Origin of the sequence: Streptomyces aculeolatus (assembly GCF_020400605.1) — a bacterium.
Classification (GTDB): Bacteria; Actinomycetota; Actinomycetes; order Streptomycetales; family Streptomycetaceae; genus Streptomyces; species Streptomyces aculeolatus.
The window spans coordinates 205,001-220,980 of record NZ_JAINRD010000004.1; the positions used below are offsets into that span (position 1 = coordinate 205,001).

The window sequence follows — 15,980 nt, forward strand, 5'->3', positions numbered from 1 at the left end:
TGGTGCGGGGTTGGGTCAAGTGCCGGACTTCACCGGTCCGTTTGGATCTTCCACGGGCCGGTCGGACTCGGCTACTTGCCGCCGACGACGGCCGCGGGAGCACGGTCCTCCTTGCCGTCTCCCCCCGCGGTGAGGGCGAGCGGACCGTGCTCGTCGGTGCGCAGGACCGCGGCGCCCTGGGCACGCAGGGCGGCGACGGTGCGGGGCGACGGGTGGCCGTACGGGTTGCCGGTGCCCGCGCTGACGAGGGCGAAGCGGGGTCCGAGGCGCCGCAGCAGCTCGTGGTCCTGGTAGGCGGAGCCGTGGTGCGGAACCTTCAGGGCGTCGACGCGGGGCAGTCGGGGGACGGCGGCGAGCAGCGCACGCTGGGCGGGCGGCTCCAGGTCGCCGGGCAGCAGCACGGTGAGACCCCCGGTGCGTACGAGGAGGGTGACGCTGGCGTCGTTCGGCCCGGCCGGGGGCGGGGTGCCCGCCGCCGGCCACACCACCTGCCACGACAGCCCGCCCGCCCGGCGCCGCTCCCCCGGCCGCGCGCGGATCACCGGCACGCCCGCGGCGGCGGCCGTACGGCGCACGGCAGCCGCCTGGCCCGGCGGCTCGTCGAGTCCGCCGACCTGGACGGCGCCCACGGCCCGGCCGCGGAGGACGCCGGCCAGGCCGGCGACGTGGTCCTCGTGGAAGTGCGTGAGGACGAGCAGGGGGATGCGGCGGACGCCGAGGTCGCGCAGGCAGCGGTCGACGAGCGCGGGGTCCGGGCCGGTGTCGACGACGACCGCCTCCCCGTCGCCCGCGGCCAGCGCGAGCGCGTCGCCCTGCCCGACGTCGCACGCCACGAGGCGCCAGCCGGCGGGCGGCCAGCCGGTGAGGACCCGGGTGAGGGGGACGGGGCGGAGCACGGCCAGCAGCACCAGCAGCGCGCAGGCGACGCAGAGCCACCGGTGATGGGCGAGCCGGCGCAGGCCGAGCAGCAGCGGCGGCGTCACGGCGGCCAGCGCCAGCCCGCCGTACCAGCCGCCGGGCCAGCCGTACGTGGCACCGGGCAGCGCGGCGCCGGTCCTGGCGACCCCGGCGATCCACTCCGCCGCCCACCCCGCGGGCGTCGCCAGCAGCTCGGCGGCCGGCAGCGCGGGCAGGGCCACCGCGAGCGCGGCGAACCCCAGGACGGTGGCGGGCGCGACGGCGAACTCGGCGAGCAGGTTGCACGGGATCGCGACCAGGCTGACCCGCGCCGCGAGCACCGCGACGACCGGCGCGCACACCGCCTGCGCCGCGCCCGCCGCCGCCAGCGCCTCGGCGAGCCGCGGCGGCACGCGGCGGGCACGCAGCGCCGCGCTCCAGCGGGGCGCGAGGGTGAGCAGCGCGGCGGTGGCCAGCACCGAGAGCAGGAAGCCGTACTCGCGGGCCAGCCACGGGTCGTAGAGGACGAGCAGCAGGACGGCGGCGGCGAGGGCGGGCAGCAGGGAGCGGCGCCGCCCGGTGCCGAGGGCGAGCAGGGTGATGAGGCCGCAGGCCGCGGCCCGCAGCACACTCGGCTCGGGGCGGCAGACGACGACGAAGCCGAGGGTGAGGAGGCCGCCGAGGAGCGCGGTGGCGCGCAGCGGGATGCCGAGCCGCGGGGCGAGCCCGCGGCGCTCGGCGCGGGCTGCGAGGTGGGGCGGGCCGATGAGGAGGGCGAGGACGACCGTGAGGTTGGCGCCGCTGACGGCGAGGAGGTGGGTGAGGTCGGTGGCGTGGAAGGCGTCCTGGAGTTCGGCGGGGATGCGGGAGGTGTCGCCGACGACGAGCCCGGGCAGCAGCGCGCGGGCGTCGGCGGTCAGCCCGTCGGTGGCCTCGCGCAGCCCGCCCCGCAGGGCGCCCGCGGCCCGTTGCAGATCACTCGGCCCCCGCACGACCTCCGGCGGCCCGTCCCCGGCGGCGCGCAGGACGGCGCCCACGGCCCGGCCGCCCCCGGAGTCCGGCGAGACCCGCGCGTCGACCCGCAGCCGGGTCGAGGGCAGCAGCCCCAGCCACGCCCGCCGCGCGCCGGAGTCCCGCGGCTGGACGAGGACCAGCACGGGGGTCCGCACGCGGGTGGACTGGCGGCCGGTGGTGGCGGGGCCCGGCGGGGTGACAGGTTGTTGGGCACCGGTGGCTTCGGGGGTGGCATAGGCGGGGGTGGGCACGGCGGAGGAGGACAGCGCGGGACCCGGGGCTTCGGAGGTCGGCGGAGTGGCTGGGTTGCGGGGTGAGGTTGCCGGGCTGATCGGGGGCGTCGGGGATGTGGTGGTGACGAGGCGGGCTTCGGCTCTGACGAGTACGGCGGCGGGCGCGGCGGCAGGGCCGCGGACCTGCGGGCGGACCGGCCGGGGGTCGGAGGTCACCTCCATCTCGACGGTGGCCTGCCCGTACCGCTCGGCGACCGCGGGCAGCGGACCGCGGTGGAGGTCGGCGCCGTGCAGCGCCGCCGTCCCTGCTCCCGCTGCGCCGCAGAGCAACGCGGCGGCCCCCGCGACCAGCACCCGCGACCTCCCGGCGGCGGCCGGGCGGACGCCGCAGGCCGACGGCGGCATCCTGCGCCTTCCCCGGCGCCGGGCCATCGCAAGCAGCCCCACCGCGGCGGCCGTCGCCAGCGCGCAGGCCACCGGCACCGCGGCGCCCTCCCGGCCCAGCGCCAGGGCCGCCGCCGCCCATGCGGCCAACGCCGGGGGCACCAGCCGCAGATCGGCCGGTCCCTCCGCCGGCGCCCCTGCCGCGCCGGACGGGGCCGCCGCTCCGCCCGCCCGTCGCCCATCCCGCAACCGGGCCCGGGGCGCGGGGCGTTGCACGGACGTCGCGGCGGTGGTCGCGGTGGGGGCGGGGTCACGGCTGGACATGGGGACGGAGGTCCGCGAAGCGGCTGTCGCCGATGCCGTTCACGTCGCGGAGCTGCTCGACGTCGGTGAAGCCGCCGTTCTGGTCTCGGTAGTCGATGATGTGCTGGGCCAGCACGGGGCCGATGCCGGGCAGCGCGTCGAGCTGTTCCGGCGTCGCCGAGTTGAGGCTCACCACCCCCGTGGGTGAGCCGCCTCCCGCCGGTGGGCTCGCGCCGGGGACCGGCGGTGCGGGTGGCGCGCCCGGTGCCGCCGAGGGCGGTTCGCCGACGACGATCTGCTCGCCGTCGACCAGTGGCCGCGCCCGGTTGAGGCCGTCGGCCCCGGCGTTCGGGCCGACACCGCCCGCGGCGCGTAACGCGTCCTCGACGCGGGACCCGGCGGGCAGCCGGTGGACACCCGGCTCGCGCACCTTGCCGACGACGTCCACCACCAGGTCCCCCGCCGGACGGGCGCCCGGCTCCCCCGAGGCCTCGGGCACCGCCGCCTCCGCGGCGGGCGGTGGCGCTGCGCCGCGTGCCTCCGGAGGCCGTACGGGCTGGGGGCGGCCGGACCAGAAGTGGTACGCGGCGAGCGCGGTCCCGGCAACGAGCACCAGCACCAGGGCCGCGCACGTCGCGGGCTCCAGCCCGCACCGCAGCCGGATCCACACCGGCAACCGCTCCCGGACCGTCGCCCGCCACCGCTCCCACGTCCCGACCTCTCCCCGGTCCGGGGCCGGTTGTGGGGTCACGGCGGGCTCGGAGTCCTGGACGGATGCGGATGCGGCGGTGCGAGGGGGCACGGAGGCGGAGATGGGAGCGGGTGCCCGGGCACGCACGAAGCCGGAGGCAGACGCGGGCGCGGGTGCGGAAGCGGGTGCGGTAGCGGGCGCGGGTGCGGGAGCAGTAGCGGGCACGGGTGCGGGAGCAGTAGCGGGCACGGGTGCGGGAGGAGCGTCGGGTACGGACGCGGGTGCAGCGGCGGGTGCGGGGGCCCGGGACGGCGACGCTCCGCCGGCGCCGCTGCCCGCGGCCGGACGTCCGGGCGGCTGCCGCAGCCCCGGCGGCCCCGCTCCGTCGGCCCGGAAAGCGGGCGCGGGAACATCCCGCGCCCGCTCTGCGCCGCCCTGAGCCAGGTGCCCGCCGGCACCACCCTCGGGTGGCAACGGCGGGGCAGCAGGTGCTGCTTGGCGGGATTCTCGCGCGGCGGCGTCATCGGAGCGGGCCGTGCCGCCTTCGCGCCACCCAGCCGACGATGGCTCCGCAGCCGCCCGGCCGGCCTTCTCCACCGCCCCCCTCCGGGGGAACCGCGGGGGGTCCTTGCTGGACCAGTGGAGCTGCGGCGGTGGTTCTCCCGGCAGGTGCCGGGAGTGCGGAGGCGGGGGCGCGAGCATCGTCGTCGCCCTGTGCCGGAGCTGCTCCCGCGGTGTCCTCGCGGGCTCCCCCGCCACCACTGCGTCCTGCCCCGCGCGGGCTCCCCGCGGGCTCCGCCCCGGCCCGCCCGCCGCCGCGCTCCCGCGCATGCGGCGCCTGCCCGGTCCGTGGCGGCCCGGTCCCCTGGTCTCCGTACGTGCGCTCATGGCCCGAAGGTACGAGCCCCGCCCCCACCCCTGCTGATCATGGGCAATTCCTGTGGATAACCCGCCGGTTGTGGACAACCCGCGGCTACGCGCCGCCCCGCCGCGACACCACCGCGCCGAGCAGCCCCGGCCCCGTGTGCGCCCCGATGACCGCGCCCACCTCGCTCAAGTGCAGCTCCCCCAGCCCCGGCACCCGCTCGCGCAGCCGGTCCGCCAGCTCCGCCGCGCGCTCCGCCGCCGCCAGGTGGTGCACGGCGACGTCCACCGGGCCCTCCGCCGCCGTTTCGAGCACCAGCTCCTCCAGCCGGTGGATCGCCCGCCCGGCCGTACGGACCTTCTCCAGCAGCTCGATCCACCCGCCGTCCAGCCGCAGCAGCGGCTTCACCGCCAGCGCCGAGCCCAGCAGCGCCTGCGCGGTGCCGATCCGGCCGCCGCGGCGCAGGTAGTCCAGGGTGTCGACGTAGAAGAACGCCGACGTGCCCGCCGCGCGCCGCTCCGCCGCCTCCACCGCGTCGTCGACGGCGCCGCCGGCCTCCGCCGCCCGGGCGGCGGCGATCGCGCAGAAGCCGAGGGCCATCGCGACCATCCGGGTGTCCACCACCCGCACCGGCACCGGCGCTTCCTTCGCCGCCAGCACCGCCGCGTCGTACGTCCCGGAGAACTCCGCGGACAGGTGCAGCGACACGATGCCCCGCGCACCCGCCTCCGCGGCCTTCCGGTACGTCGCCGCGAAGAGCGCCGGGCTGGGCCGGGACGTCGTCACCGGGTTCCGCTTGCGCAGCGCCTCGGCCAGCGAGCGGGCGGAGATCTCGGTGCCCTCCTCCAGTGCCCGGTCGCCGAGCACGACGGTCAGCGGGACGGAGATGATGCCGTGCCGCCGCATCGCCTCGGGCGGCAGATAGGCCGTGGAATCGGCGACGATCGCGACATCGGGGGACATGCCCAAGACACTACTGGGCTCGCCGAACACCCCGCATCCGAGGGCCGCACGGCGCGTACGGGCCAGGCGGTCGGCCGAACCGCAGCCGGCGGCCCGGCCCTCCGGGCAACGCTACGCCGACTCCGGTTTGCGCAGCTTCTCGATCTTCGCCAGCAGCGCCTGGAAGGCGTCCTGCCCCTCCGCCGTCCCACCGGACGACAGCGCCGCCTGCTGCTTCGGCGAGCGGCCCGCACCGTCCCCCGCCCGCGCGTCCTTGCCGGACCGCTCACCGGACCGCTCACCGGACCCGGCCGCCTCCGCAGACTCCTGCTCCGCCGCCGGCGTCCAGTGCCGCAACGCGCCGGTCTCCAGGTCGATCTGGGTCGTCAGCGCGTCCAGCCCGTCCTCGTCCTCCGCCGTGTGCCGCGCGCGGTCCTGCGCCGCCCAGCGCAGCGAGTTCGCCGACTGCGCTATCCGCTCCGCACGGCTGCGCAGCTCCGGAAGCCGCTCCGCGACGCGCGACTTGTCCGGCTCGCGCTCCAGGTGCCGCAGTTCGCCGTCGACCTGGCGCGCGTACTCGTGGAGCCGGTCCAGCAGGCCGATCGACTCGCGCAGGCCGGGATCGCCCTCCACCGCGTGCTCCAGCTCGCGGCGGGTGGAGTCGACGGAACTGCGCAGGGTGAGCCGCAGGCCGGCGATGTCGCCTGCCGCGCCCGGCTGCACCGCGCGGCGGGCCTTGAGCGTGGTCTCCTGGACCGTCTTGCGGGTATCGGCGACCGTGCGCTCGACGCCGCGCTTCACCGCCCGCGTCGCCTTGACGGTCAGGACCACGCCCGCCGCGACACAGAGCACGAAGAACAGCGCCAGCAGAGCGACGACGACGTCCATGAGGTCTGCATCCCTCCATCTCGGGCCCCGCAGGCCCCGGCGGCCACGGCAGGCGGTCTCCCCTCAAGCGTACGGGGTACGGGAAAGGCCGGGTGGCCCCGCCGGCCCCCGGCCTTCCCGGAATCGTCCCTTAGGGAATGCTCCCGCGGACTCCCGTCAGGGTGTCCGTCCGTCCTCCCGCCCGGGCGTCCGGAAACGCCCCGAGGGGCGCCCGGTGTCCCGGACGGCGGTGTCAGATGACGATGTTCACCAGCTTCGGCGCCCGTACGATCACCTTCCGGACCGGAGCCCCGCCCAGTGCCCGCACGACCGCCTCGTCCGCCAGCGCCGCCGCCTCCAGCTCCGCCTCGGAGATGTCGGTCGGCACCTCCAGCCGGGCCTTGACCTTGCCCTTGACCTGCACCACGCACGTGACGGTCTCGTCGGCCACGTACCGCGGATCGGCGACCGGGAACGGCTCGTAGACCACCGTCGTGCCGTGGCCCAGCCGGTGCCACAGCTCCTCGGCGACGTGCGGCGCCAGCGGCGCGACCAGCTTCACCAGCGCCTCGGCGGCGCTCCGCGGCACCGCGGGCAGCTTGGTGACGTGGTTGTTCAGCTCCGTCACCTTCGCGATGGCGGTGTTGAAGCGCAGCCCCGCCATGTCCCTGGTGACCCCGTCGACCGCCTTGTGCACCGCCCGCAGCGTCTCCTCGTCCGGCTCGGCGTCCACGACGGTGACGGCGCCGGTCGACTCGTCGACGACGTTGCGCCACAGCCGCTGCAGCAGCCGGTACTGGCCGACGACCGCGCGGGTGTCCCAGGGCCGGGAGACGTCCAGGGGGCCCATGGCCATCTCGTACAGCCGCAGCGTGTCCGCCCCGTACTCGGCGCAGATCTCGTCGGGCGTGACGGCGTTCTTCAGGGACTTGCCCATCTTGCCCAGCTCGCGCCTGACCTGCTCGCCGCCGTACCAGTAGCCGCCGTCGCGCTCCTCGACCTCCGCGGCGGGCACCGGGAAGCCGCGGGCGTCGCGGTAGACGTACGCCTGGATCATGCCCTGGTTGAACAGCTTGTGGAACGGCTCGGCGGACGAGACGTACCCCAGGTCGTACAGGATCTTGGACCAGAAGCGCGCGTACAGCAGGTGCAGCACGGCGTGCTCGGAGCCGCCGATGTACAGGTCGACGCCGCCGTTCGGCTTGCCCTCCGCCGGGCCCATCCAGGCGCGCTCGATCGCCGGGTCGACCAGCCGCTCGGCGTTGTGCGGGTCCAGGTAGCGCAGCTCGTACCAGCAGGAGCCGGCCCAGTTGGGCATGGTGTTGGTCTCGCGCCGGTAGCGCCGCGGCCCCGCGCCGTCGCCCAGGTCCAGGGTGACGTTCACCCAGTCCGCGTTGCGCGACAGCGGCGTCTCCGGACGGCTGCCGGCGTCGTCCGGGTCGAAGGTGCGCGGCGAGTAGTCCTCGACCTCGGGCAGCTCCAGCGGCAGCATCGACTCGGGCAGGGCGTGGGCGACGTCGTTCTCGTCGTAGACGATCGGGAAGGGCTCGCCCCAGTAGCGCTGGCGGCTGAACAGCCAGTCGCGCAGCCGGAAGCTGACGGTGCCCTCGCCGACACCGCGGTCCTCCAGCCAGGCGATGATCTTCCGCTTGGCCTCGGCGACCTCCAGTCCGTTCAGGTCGATGCCGTCGCCGGCGGAGTTGATCGCGGGTCCTTCGCCGGTGTACGCCTTGCCGTCCCAGTCCGCCGGCGGCTGCACGGTGCGGATGATGGGCAGCTCGAAGACCTCGGAGAACTCCCAGTCGCGCGCGTCCTGCCCGGGTACGGCCATGATGGCGCCGGTGCCGTAGCCCATCAGGACGTAGTCGGCGATGAAGACCGGGACGCGCTCGCCGTTGACGGGGTTCAGCGCGTACGCGCCGGTGAAGACGCCCGTCTTCTCCTTGGCCTCGGCCTGCCGCTCGACGTCGGACTTGGCGGCGGCCTGCGCGCGGTACGTCTCCACCGCCTCCGCGGGCGTGGCGTGCCCGCCGGTCCACACCTCGTGGGTGCCCTGCGGCCAGCCGGCCGGGACGATGCCGTCGACCAGCGGGTGCTCGGGCGCCAGCACCATGTAGGTGGCACCGAACAGGGTGTCGGGGCGGGTGGTGAAGACCGGGATCTGCGTGCCCTCGTGCCCGTCGACCGGGAAGTCGACGCGGGCGCCCTCGCTGCGGCCGATCCAGTTGCGCTGCTGCAGCTTGATGGCCTCGGGCCAGTCCAGGTCGGCCAGGTCGGCCAGCAGCCGGTCGGCGTAGGCGGTGATGCGCATCATCCACTGCCGCAGGTTCGCCTTGAAGACGGGGAAGTTGCCGCGCTCGGAGCGGCCGTCGGCGGTGACCTCCTCGTTGGCCAGCACGGTGCCCAGGCCGGGGCACCAGTTGACCGGCGAGTCGGAGGCGTACGCCAGCCGGTGGCCGCTCAGCACCTCGGCGCGCTCCACGGCCGTCAGCCCGGCCCAGGGGCGCCCGTCGGGCGTCTCGCGCTTACCGGTCTCGAACTGCTCGACCAGGGTGGCGATCGGGCGGGCGGCGCCGGCCTCCTCGTCGTACCAGGACTCGAAGATCTGCAGGAAGATCCACTGGGTCCACTTGTAGTAGTCCGGGTCGATCGTGGCGAACGACCTGTCCCTGTCGTGCCCCAGGCCCAGGCGGCTCAGCTGGCTGCGCATGGAGGCGATGTTCGCCTCTGTGGTGACGCGCGGGTGGGTGCCGGTCTGCACGGCGTACTGCTCGGCGGGCAGGCCGAAGGCGTCGAAGCCCATGGTGTGCAGCACGTCGTGGCCCGTCATGCGCTGGTAGCGGGCGGAGACGTCGGTGGCGATGTACCCCAGCGGGTGGCCCACGTGCAGGCCGGCGCCCGAGGGATACGGGAACATGTCCATGATGAACTTCCGGGGCCGGTCCGACGCCGCGGCCGTGTCCACCGCGTACGTGCCCTCGCGCTCCCAGAAGTCCTGCCAGCGTGCCTCGATCTCCGCGGCCAGGGCCGCGGTGTAGCGGTGCGGTGCCGTCGCCGGCACTGACTCGGTGGCGGCGGCGGTCGTCGTCTCGCTGCTCATCGTCCTCAAAGCTCCTGGTGGTCTCTGCCGGCGGTCGGGGGCGGAAACGAAAAATCCCCTCGCACAGGAGGGGACGCCGCGCTGAGTGCTTCCTTCGTCAGCGCGGCCCGCTAAGCAGAAGGCGTCGGGCACGCATGTGCTCAGGGTATCGCAGCCGGGTCGGGGCCCGAGGTGCCCTTTTTCGCCCCCCGGTCCCGCGGTCCGGGCGCGCGGGGCCCGGCGCCGCTTCAGTCCCTGTCCGGCCGCCCCACGGGTGCCGCGCAGCTGGTCGATGTCGCGGCGCAGCGTGCGATCGCTGACCCCGAGCCGCTCGGACAGCACGCGGCCGGGCCAGTCCCGCCGGGACTGCAGCAGCAACAGCAGGTGCAACATGCGCGAGGGCGGAACGGCCATGCAGCTCATGGTGCGGCGTCCGTCCGGGGCACCGGCCCCGACCGGTGCGAGTGGAGCTAAGGAGATTCGAACTCCTGACCCCTTGCATGCCATGCAAGTGCTCTACCAACTGAGCTATAGCCCCCGGGCGGGCCTCACCTTACCCCACCGGGGGCGGCGGGCGATCAGGCCGTCGCGAACGAGTAGAAGCGCTTGAGCGTGCAGTGCTCGTCCAGCAGCCGACCGTAGATCGGCTCGCCCTCCAGCTCGCGGTACGTCTCGATGGGGTCGCCCTTTATGATCAGCGCCCGCGCGCACTCCTCGCACCAGTACTGGTAGTCGGGGTTGAGCGGCTCCATGTCGCGCACGATGGGGGTGCCGTTCCCGCACCAGTCGCACTTCCTGCTGTGTGCTCCCATCACTCAGCTCCAGCTATGGCCGCAGGCCGTGCACACATAGGACACTCCGCCGTTGTCACCGAGCACCTGCGCGACGTGCGAGGAACCGCAGGCTGGACAGTGCAGGGCGGAGGCGCGGATCGCTCCCGGCCGACGGGTGTCGGCCGCCGGCTGCCTCCCGGTGGCGCACGAAGGCATCTCGCAGCCCCTCCCTTCGGCTTCCGCCCTGTGAGGATGCTGTGATTCTGCCACGCGCGGCAAGGGCGGTCAGCGCCGATACCGGTACCGAACCCCCGCAAGCAGCCCGAGCACCCCCACAGCGGCCAGCGCGACCGACGAGTCCCACACCGCGTCCGCGGAGTTCTGCACCGTCAGCGCGCCCAGGCGCTCCAGATACAGGGTGCCGACCGTCGCCACTCCTATGAGGCCGCCGAGCTGCGCGGTGGTGGTCATCAGGCCGCTGGCGTGCGGCGCGTCCTCGGGGCGTACGAGCGAGAGTGCGCCGGTCAGGCTGGGGCTGAAGGCGAGCGCCAGGCCCAGGCCGACGCCGGTCAGCCCGAGGTAGAAGCCGGGGCCGCCCTCGCCGCCGTCGCGCATCGCCAGCCCGACCGCGAGGAACGACACGGTGAGCGTCGCGAAGCCCGTGGGCACCAGCGCGGGGCGCAGCCGCTCCGGGAGCCGCTGCCAGGTCAGCCCCGCGACGCCGAAGGCGACGGCGGTCGGCACGAAGGTCAGCCCCGCGCGCAGCGCGCCGAAGCCCAGCCCGGCCTGGAGGTGCAGCGCCATGACGAACATGAACGCGCTGTTGACCACCATCGCGAGCCCGGCGCGCACGACGGATACGGGCATCCCCGGCGCACGCACCACGCGCGGCGGGAACAGCGGCACGCCCCCGCGCCGCGCCAGGCTCGACTCGTACGCCGCGAAGGCCACCGCCGCCGCGACGCTGCCGCCCAGCATCACCCAGCCCCAGACGGGCCAGTCCAGCTCCTGCCCGAGCACCAGCGGCACGGTGAACAGGGACACCGCGGACGCCAGCAGCACCAGGCCGCCGCGGTCGAGCACCCCGCCGTAGACCGGGCCGCCGCCCGCCGCGGGGCGCGGCTCGTCGCGGGGCAGCACCCGGGCACCGAGCACCAGGAGGGGGATGCCGACGACGACGTTCACCAGGAACACCGGGCGCCAGCTCCAGCCGAAGAGGTCGGCGCTGACCAGCAGGCCACCCGCGATCTGCCCGGCGGCGGCGCCGGTGGCCAGCACGGCCGCGTAGACGCCGAGGGCCCGGACGCGCGCGGTGCCGGTGAAGTTGCGCTGGATGAGGCTGAGCACCTGCGGGATCATCGCCGCGGCGCCCGCGCCCTGCACCAGCCGGAACGCGATGAGCTGCCCGGAGCTGGCGGCGAGCCCGCAGGCCAGCGAGGCGGCGGTGAAGAGCACGAGCCCGCCGAGGTACATGCGGCGGTGGCCGAGCATGGCGCCGAGCCGCGCACCGGTGATCAGCAGCACGGAGTACGAGATGACGTACCCGGCGACGATCAGCTGCAGCTCCGCGCCGGAGGTGCCCAGGTCGGTGCGCATGGTGGGGGCGGCGACGTTGACGATGAAGACGTCGAGCAGCGCCATGAACTGACCGGCCAGCACGATGCCGAGGAGCCAGCCGGGACGTACGCCGGACGCATTGTCGGTGCCGGGCGCTTTACTGGAGGCATCGGCGGTGCCGGACGACCGGGGGCCGGCGGGGGAGGTCGTGGTGGTCTCACGCATACCGCGAGCATCCCCCCGGGGCTGTACTGGTAATGAGAGCCTGCTGATGCTGGTACTGACAGCACCTGGCACGGCGGGCCCACCGGCCCGACCCTGGGGAGATGAGCATGACGATGGAGGCGCACACACGCCGCAGGCCGGAGCTGGCGTCCTTCCTGCGCAGCCGCCGGGCGCGCATCACCCCCGCGGACGTGGGCATGCCGCCCGGCCCGCGGCGCCGCACCCCGGGGCTGCGCCGCGAGGAGGTCGCGCAGCTCTCCGGCGTCGGCGTCACGTGGTACACGTGGCTGGAGCAGGGCCGGCGCATCAACGCCAGCCCGCAGGTGCTCGACGCGGTGGCGCGCACGCTGCGCCTCGACGCCATGGAGCGCGAGCACCTGTACCACCTGGCGGAGGTTCCGTACGCACCCGAGCCGGCCGCCGCCGCCCAGTCCGTCGGCCCGGAGGTGCTGGCGATCCTGGCCGCCATGGACCTGCCCGCGGCCGTCTACAACTCACGCTATGACGTGCTCGCCGCCAACGACCTGTACGAGCGGATGTTCCCGGCCGTCCGCGCCGCCGGGCCGCAGGAGCGGAACGTGCTGTGGCAGCTCTTCTCCGCCCGCGCGTGCTGCTGCGCGATGGTCAACCGGGACGAGGAGCTGCCGATGCTGGTGGCCACGTTCCGCGGGGCGTACGGGCGGCACGTCGGCGAGCCGTCCTGGGAGGGGCTGATCCGCGGCCTCTCCGAGATCAGCGAGGACTTCGCGGCGATGTGGCGCAGCGGGGACGTGGCGCCGCCGGGCTCGCGCATCAAGGTCGTCCAGCACGCCTCGGTCGGCGAGCTGCGCTGCGTGTCGACGTCGCTGTCGGTCACGGGCATGCCGGAGACCCGGATCGTGGTCTACTCCCCCGCCGACGAGGTCAGCCGCAAGCTGCTCGACTGCCTGCGGACCCTCGCGGACCCCCTGGTCGGCTGCCCGACCCACGCCCGGCCCTTGTCGGAGGAGCGCGCCCGCCAGGCGAAGCTGCGGGTTCCCGAAAACGACGAATCCCGCCCCAGCGGGACGGGATCCTGAAGAACGTTCGCGTGGAGCTAAGGAGAATCGAACTCCTGACCTCTTGCATGCCATGCAAGCGCTCTACCAACTGAGCTATAGCCCCTTGCAGCCGCCTGCCGTTCCCGGCGGCGAACGAGCTAAAGCTTAGCCGGAGAGGGGCCGGAAACAAAAATCGGTTATCCGGGAGACACCCCGCCCCTATGTGTCGTCCCCCAGCACCGGCTCCGGCAGGCTCCCCGCGTTGTGCTCCAGCAGCCGCCAGCCGCGCACCGACTCCCCGAGCACCGACCAGCTGCAGTTCGACAGCCCGCCCAGCGCCTCCCAGTTCCGCGGTTCGATGCCCAGCAGCCGCCCGATCGTCGTCCGGATCGTGCCCCCGTGGCTGACCACCACCAGGGTCCCGGCCTCCGACAGCTTGTCGGCGTGCGCCAGCACCACCGGCGCCGCCCGGTCCGCGACCTCGGTCTCCAGTTCCCCGCCGCCCCGCCGCACCGGCTCGCCGCGCTTCCACGCCGCGTACTGCTCGCCGTGCCGCGCGATGATCTCGTCGTGCGTCAGCCCCTGCCAGGCGCCCGCGTACGTCTCACGCAGCGCGCTGTCGTACGTCACCTCCAGGCGCGTCAGCGACGCCAGCTCCGCGGCCGTGGCGCGCGTGCGCAGCAGGTCGGAGCAGATCATCGCGTCCGGCCGCAGCGCCGCCAGCAGCCGGGCGGCGCGCCGCGCCTGCAGCACGCCCGCCTCGGTCAGCTCGATGTCGGTCTGGCCCTGGAAGCGCCGCTCCAGGTTCCAGGCCGTCTGGCCGTGCCGCCACAGGACGATCCGGCGGTCACGCATCCCGCCGGGCCCCGTCGCCGTGCGCGTCCGCGTACTCAGCGGCGCGGCCGCGGGTGGCCACGGCGTCCGGCGGCAGGTCGAGCAGGGGGCAGTCCTTCCAGAGCCGCTCCAGCGCGTAGAACACGCGCTCCTCCGAGTGCTGCACGTGGACCACGATGTCCGAGTAGTCCAGGAGGACCCAGCGGCCGTCCCGCTCGCCCTCGCGCCGCACCGGCTTGGCGCCGCGCTCCTTCAGCAGCGCCTCCTCGACGCCGTCCACGATGGCCTTGACCTGGCGGTCGTTGGGCGCCGAGGCGAGCAGGAAGGCGTCGGTGATGGCGAGGACGTCGCTGACGTCGTACGCGACGATGTCGTGCGCGAGCTTGTCTGCGGCGGCCTGGGCCGCGGTGCTGACCAGGTCGATGGAGCGGTCCGTTGCGGTCACGGGCGGGGCTGTCCACTTCTGTCGGGAACTCGGGGTATCACTGCGGATACGTATTCCAGGATCTCACGCCCGTACGACAGCCCCGTGGCTCCCGGCACCGTCACCCCTCGTAGTCCTGCCCGAGGACGACCGCCACGTCCGCGTTCGCCGGCGTCTTACCCTTGGCCACCGCCTTCTCCGGCAGCCCCAGCGTCTTGGCGACCTGCACGGCCTGCTCCTTCGCCGCCGCGTCCGCGTACCGCACCTCGGAGGCCGCCGCAGGCTCCGCCGCCCGGCCGCCGTCGACGAACGTGAACCCGCCGTTGACCAGCGCGACCTTCGCCGTCTCCGCCGGCTTCGCGCTGCCCGCGCCGTTCTGCACGCTGACCCGCGCGGCCGCGGCCCCCTCGGGGCTCTTGACCGTGCCGCCGAGGACGTCCTCGACGACCTTCTGCGTGGCCTGCTCGCTCGGCCGGCCGTCGTCGCCGACCTCCAGCGTCTCGGTGGCGTACGCGCCCTCCTTGGCCAGCTCCGACAGCGACGCCAGGGACGCGGCCAGCTCGGCCTCGGACAGGGACGGGTCGAGGACCATGCCCATCGACTTCACCAGGTTCTTGGCGCCCGCCGTGTCGCTCGGCAGCTTCTTCAGCACGGCCTGCATGACCTGCCCGAAGCGCTGGAGCTGCGCCGTCTGCGGCTCGCCGTCGGTGTGGTGGGTGGCGTACGCGATGGCCGCCTCGCCGTTGAGGCTGCGCTTCTGGCCCTTCTCGACCAGCGGGTCGTCGCCCTTCTTCGCGCCGGGCACGGTGGCGTCGGCGTCGACGGTGATGCCGCCGACGCCCTCGACGAGGATCTCCAGGTACGGGGTGTCCAGCCGCCAGCTCCCCTTGATCTGCGAGCCGAGCAGCCCGTCGATCGCGTCCCGGGTGGCGCCCGCGCCCTGCTCGTCGACCGCCTGGCCGAGCGTGGTGGCGGTGCCGTCGTCGCCGGAGACGGCGAGGTCGTTGGGCAGCAGGACGGTGGTGCCCTTGCCGGTGGTGGCGTTGTTCACGAGCAGGGCGGTGGCGCTGGGGCCGCCGTCGGTGTCGTGGAGGTGCACCACGAGGGTGTCGCGCTTCTCCTCGCCCGCCGCCGCGGGCGCCGACTCGCCGCCGACGAAGGGCAGGCGGTCGGTGGCCCACAGGTATCCGGTGCCGCCGAGCACGGCGAGGACCATGACGACCAGCAGCGCGACGCGGCGGTTGCGGCCGCGGCGCTTGGCCTCCTCGCGGCGCTCGGTGCGGCTCTCGGTGAACTTCAGCCAGTCGATGACGTCTTCGGAGGACTCGGTCTCGTCCTCGACGAAGGAGAACTGCTCGGTCGCGTAGTCGGGCGGCTCGTGGGGCGGCCGGCCCTGGCCGGGGGGCTCCCCCGGCGGGCGCTGCTGCGGGATGCGTCCCCACTCGCCGTCGGGCGTTACGGGCGTCACGGGCTGCTCGCCGGAGTGCGCGGCCGGGCCGTAGGGGTCGTAGTCGTAGTCGTACCCGACGGCCGGGGGCGGGGCGTGCGGGGCGTAGTGCTGCTGCTGCGCCCGGGGGTGGGGGGCCTGGGCCGGGTAGGGGGCGTGCTGCTGCGGGGGCGGGGGCTGCTGGGCGTACGGGTCGTAGTCGTACCCGTAGCCGCCGGACTGGTCCCGGTAGCCCTGGCCGCCGGGGTCCTGGGGGGCGCCCTGCTGGTCGTAGTCGTAGCCCTGCCGGCCGTACGGGTCGTGGCCGCGGGCGTAGGGGTCCTGGTACGGGTCGTGGCCCTGCGGGCCGCGGTATCCGTCGTTCACTGGTGCCCCTTCCATAATGGGCAATCCCCGCCCACGGTTCCCCCCGTGCTTACCCTTCGC

11 protein-coding genes, 2 tRNA genes and 1 pseudogene are annotated in these 15,980 nt (G+C 74.8%); 1 reads left to right on the top strand and 13 read right to left on the bottom strand.

Annotation, left to right across the window (positions count from 1 at the left end):
- Positions 1-71: 71 nt before the first annotated feature.
- From LG396_RS09575 to LG396_RS09615, 9 genes and pseudogenes are all read right to left on the bottom strand, one after another.
- The gene (locus LG396_RS09575) at positions 72-2,678 is read right to left on the bottom strand and encodes a ComEC/Rec2 family competence protein (RefSeq protein WP_225794399.1); all 2,607 of its coding nucleotides are present in this window, start codon (positions 2,676-2,678) and stop codon (positions 72-74) included.
- Positions 2,679-2,838: 160 nt separating this feature from the next.
- A complete protein-coding gene (locus LG396_RS09580; RefSeq protein ID WP_308190081.1) occupies positions 2,839-3,582 on the bottom strand; it encodes a ComEA family DNA-binding protein in 744 nt (247 codons plus the stop codon).
- Between the two features lie 913 nt (positions 3,583-4,495).
- Positions 4,496-5,350 (bottom strand): DegV family protein, encoded by an 855-nt coding sequence (locus LG396_RS09585; protein ID WP_225794400.1) that lies wholly within the window; start codon positions 5,348-5,350, stop codon positions 4,496-4,498.
- Positions 5,351-5,461: 111 nt separating this feature from the next.
- Positions 5,462-6,217: a hypothetical protein gene (locus LG396_RS09590; RefSeq protein WP_037752584.1), complete on the bottom strand. Its 756-nt coding sequence runs from the start codon at positions 6,215-6,217 to the stop codon at positions 5,462-5,464.
- A 232-nt stretch (positions 6,218-6,449) separates the two neighbouring features.
- Positions 6,450-9,296 (bottom strand): leucine--tRNA ligase, encoded by a 2,847-nt coding sequence (gene leuS, locus LG396_RS09595; RefSeq protein ID WP_225794574.1) that lies wholly within the window; start codon positions 9,294-9,296, stop codon positions 6,450-6,452.
- A 267-nt stretch (positions 9,297-9,563) separates the two neighbouring features.
- Positions 9,564-9,782, bottom strand: a pseudogene (locus tag LG396_RS39925) (HTH domain-containing protein); the annotation flags it as partial.
- A tRNA-Ala gene (locus LG396_RS09605) sits at positions 9,741-9,813 on the bottom strand. The pseudogene LG396_RS39925 and the gene LG396_RS09605, both read right to left, overlap by 42 nt.
- Before the next feature lie 40 nt (positions 9,814-9,853).
- Positions 9,854-10,087: a hypothetical protein gene (locus LG396_RS09610; RefSeq protein ID WP_026276023.1), complete on the bottom strand. Its 234-nt coding sequence runs from the start codon at positions 10,085-10,087 to the stop codon at positions 9,854-9,856.
- Between the two features lie 246 nt (positions 10,088-10,333).
- Positions 10,334-11,830, bottom strand: a complete 1,497-nt coding sequence (locus LG396_RS09615; protein ID WP_225794401.1) for an MFS transporter — start codon at positions 11,828-11,830, stop codon at positions 10,334-10,336.
- A 107-nt stretch (positions 11,831-11,937) separates the two neighbouring features.
- Here LG396_RS09615 and LG396_RS09620 point away from each other — a divergent pair, with 107 nt between their 5' ends.
- Positions 11,938-12,888, top strand: a complete 951-nt coding sequence (locus LG396_RS09620; protein WP_225794575.1) for a helix-turn-helix transcriptional regulator — start codon at positions 11,938-11,940, stop codon at positions 12,886-12,888.
- A gap of 12 nt (positions 12,889-12,900) precedes the next feature.
- Here LG396_RS09620 and LG396_RS09625 read toward each other — a convergent pair.
- From LG396_RS09625 to LG396_RS09640, 4 genes are all read right to left on the bottom strand, one after another.
- Positions 12,901-12,973, bottom strand: a tRNA-Ala gene (locus tag LG396_RS09625).
- A 95-nt stretch (positions 12,974-13,068) separates the two neighbouring features.
- Entirely contained in the window at positions 13,069-13,704 is a 636-nt protein-coding gene (locus tag LG396_RS09630) for a histidine phosphatase family protein (RefSeq protein WP_027741947.1), read from the bottom strand.
- Entirely contained in the window at positions 13,697-14,128 is a 432-nt protein-coding gene (gene rsfS / locus LG396_RS09635; protein WP_018834310.1) for a ribosome silencing factor, read from the bottom strand. Before rsfS ends, LG396_RS09630 begins: the two co-directional genes overlap by 8 nt.
- 100 nt (positions 14,129-14,228) lie before the next feature.
- Positions 14,229-15,920, bottom strand: a complete 1,692-nt coding sequence (locus LG396_RS09640; RefSeq protein WP_225794402.1) for a LytR C-terminal domain-containing protein — start codon at positions 15,918-15,920, stop codon at positions 14,229-14,231.
- Between the last annotated feature and the right edge of the window lie 60 nt (positions 15,921-15,980).

Excerpts from the sequence above, each read along its gene's own strand:
- LG396_RS09585 (WP_225794400.1), bottom strand. The coding sequence starts at position 5,350 with ATGTCCCCCGATGTCGCGATCGTCGCCGATTCCACGGCCTATCTGCCG.
- LG396_RS09590 (WP_037752584.1), bottom strand. The coding sequence starts at position 6,217 with ATGGACGTCGTCGTCGCTCTGCTGGCGCTGTTCTTCGTGCTCTGTGTC.
- leuS (WP_225794574.1), bottom strand. The coding sequence starts at position 9,296 with ATGAGCAGCGAGACGACGACCGCCGCCGCCACCGAGTCAGTGCCGGCG.
- LG396_RS09610 (WP_026276023.1), bottom strand. The coding sequence starts at position 10,087 with ATGGGAGCACACAGCAGGAAGTGCGACTGGTGCGGGAACGGCACCCCC.
- LG396_RS09615 (WP_225794401.1), bottom strand. The coding sequence starts at position 11,830 with ATGCGTGAGACCACCACGACCTCCCCCGCCGGCCCCCGGTCGTCCGGC.
- LG396_RS09620 (WP_225794575.1), top strand. The coding sequence starts at position 11,938 with ATGACGATGGAGGCGCACACACGCCGCAGGCCGGAGCTGGCGTCCTTC.
- LG396_RS09630 (WP_027741947.1), bottom strand. The coding sequence starts at position 13,704 with ATGCGTGACCGCCGGATCGTCCTGTGGCGGCACGGCCAGACGGCCTGG.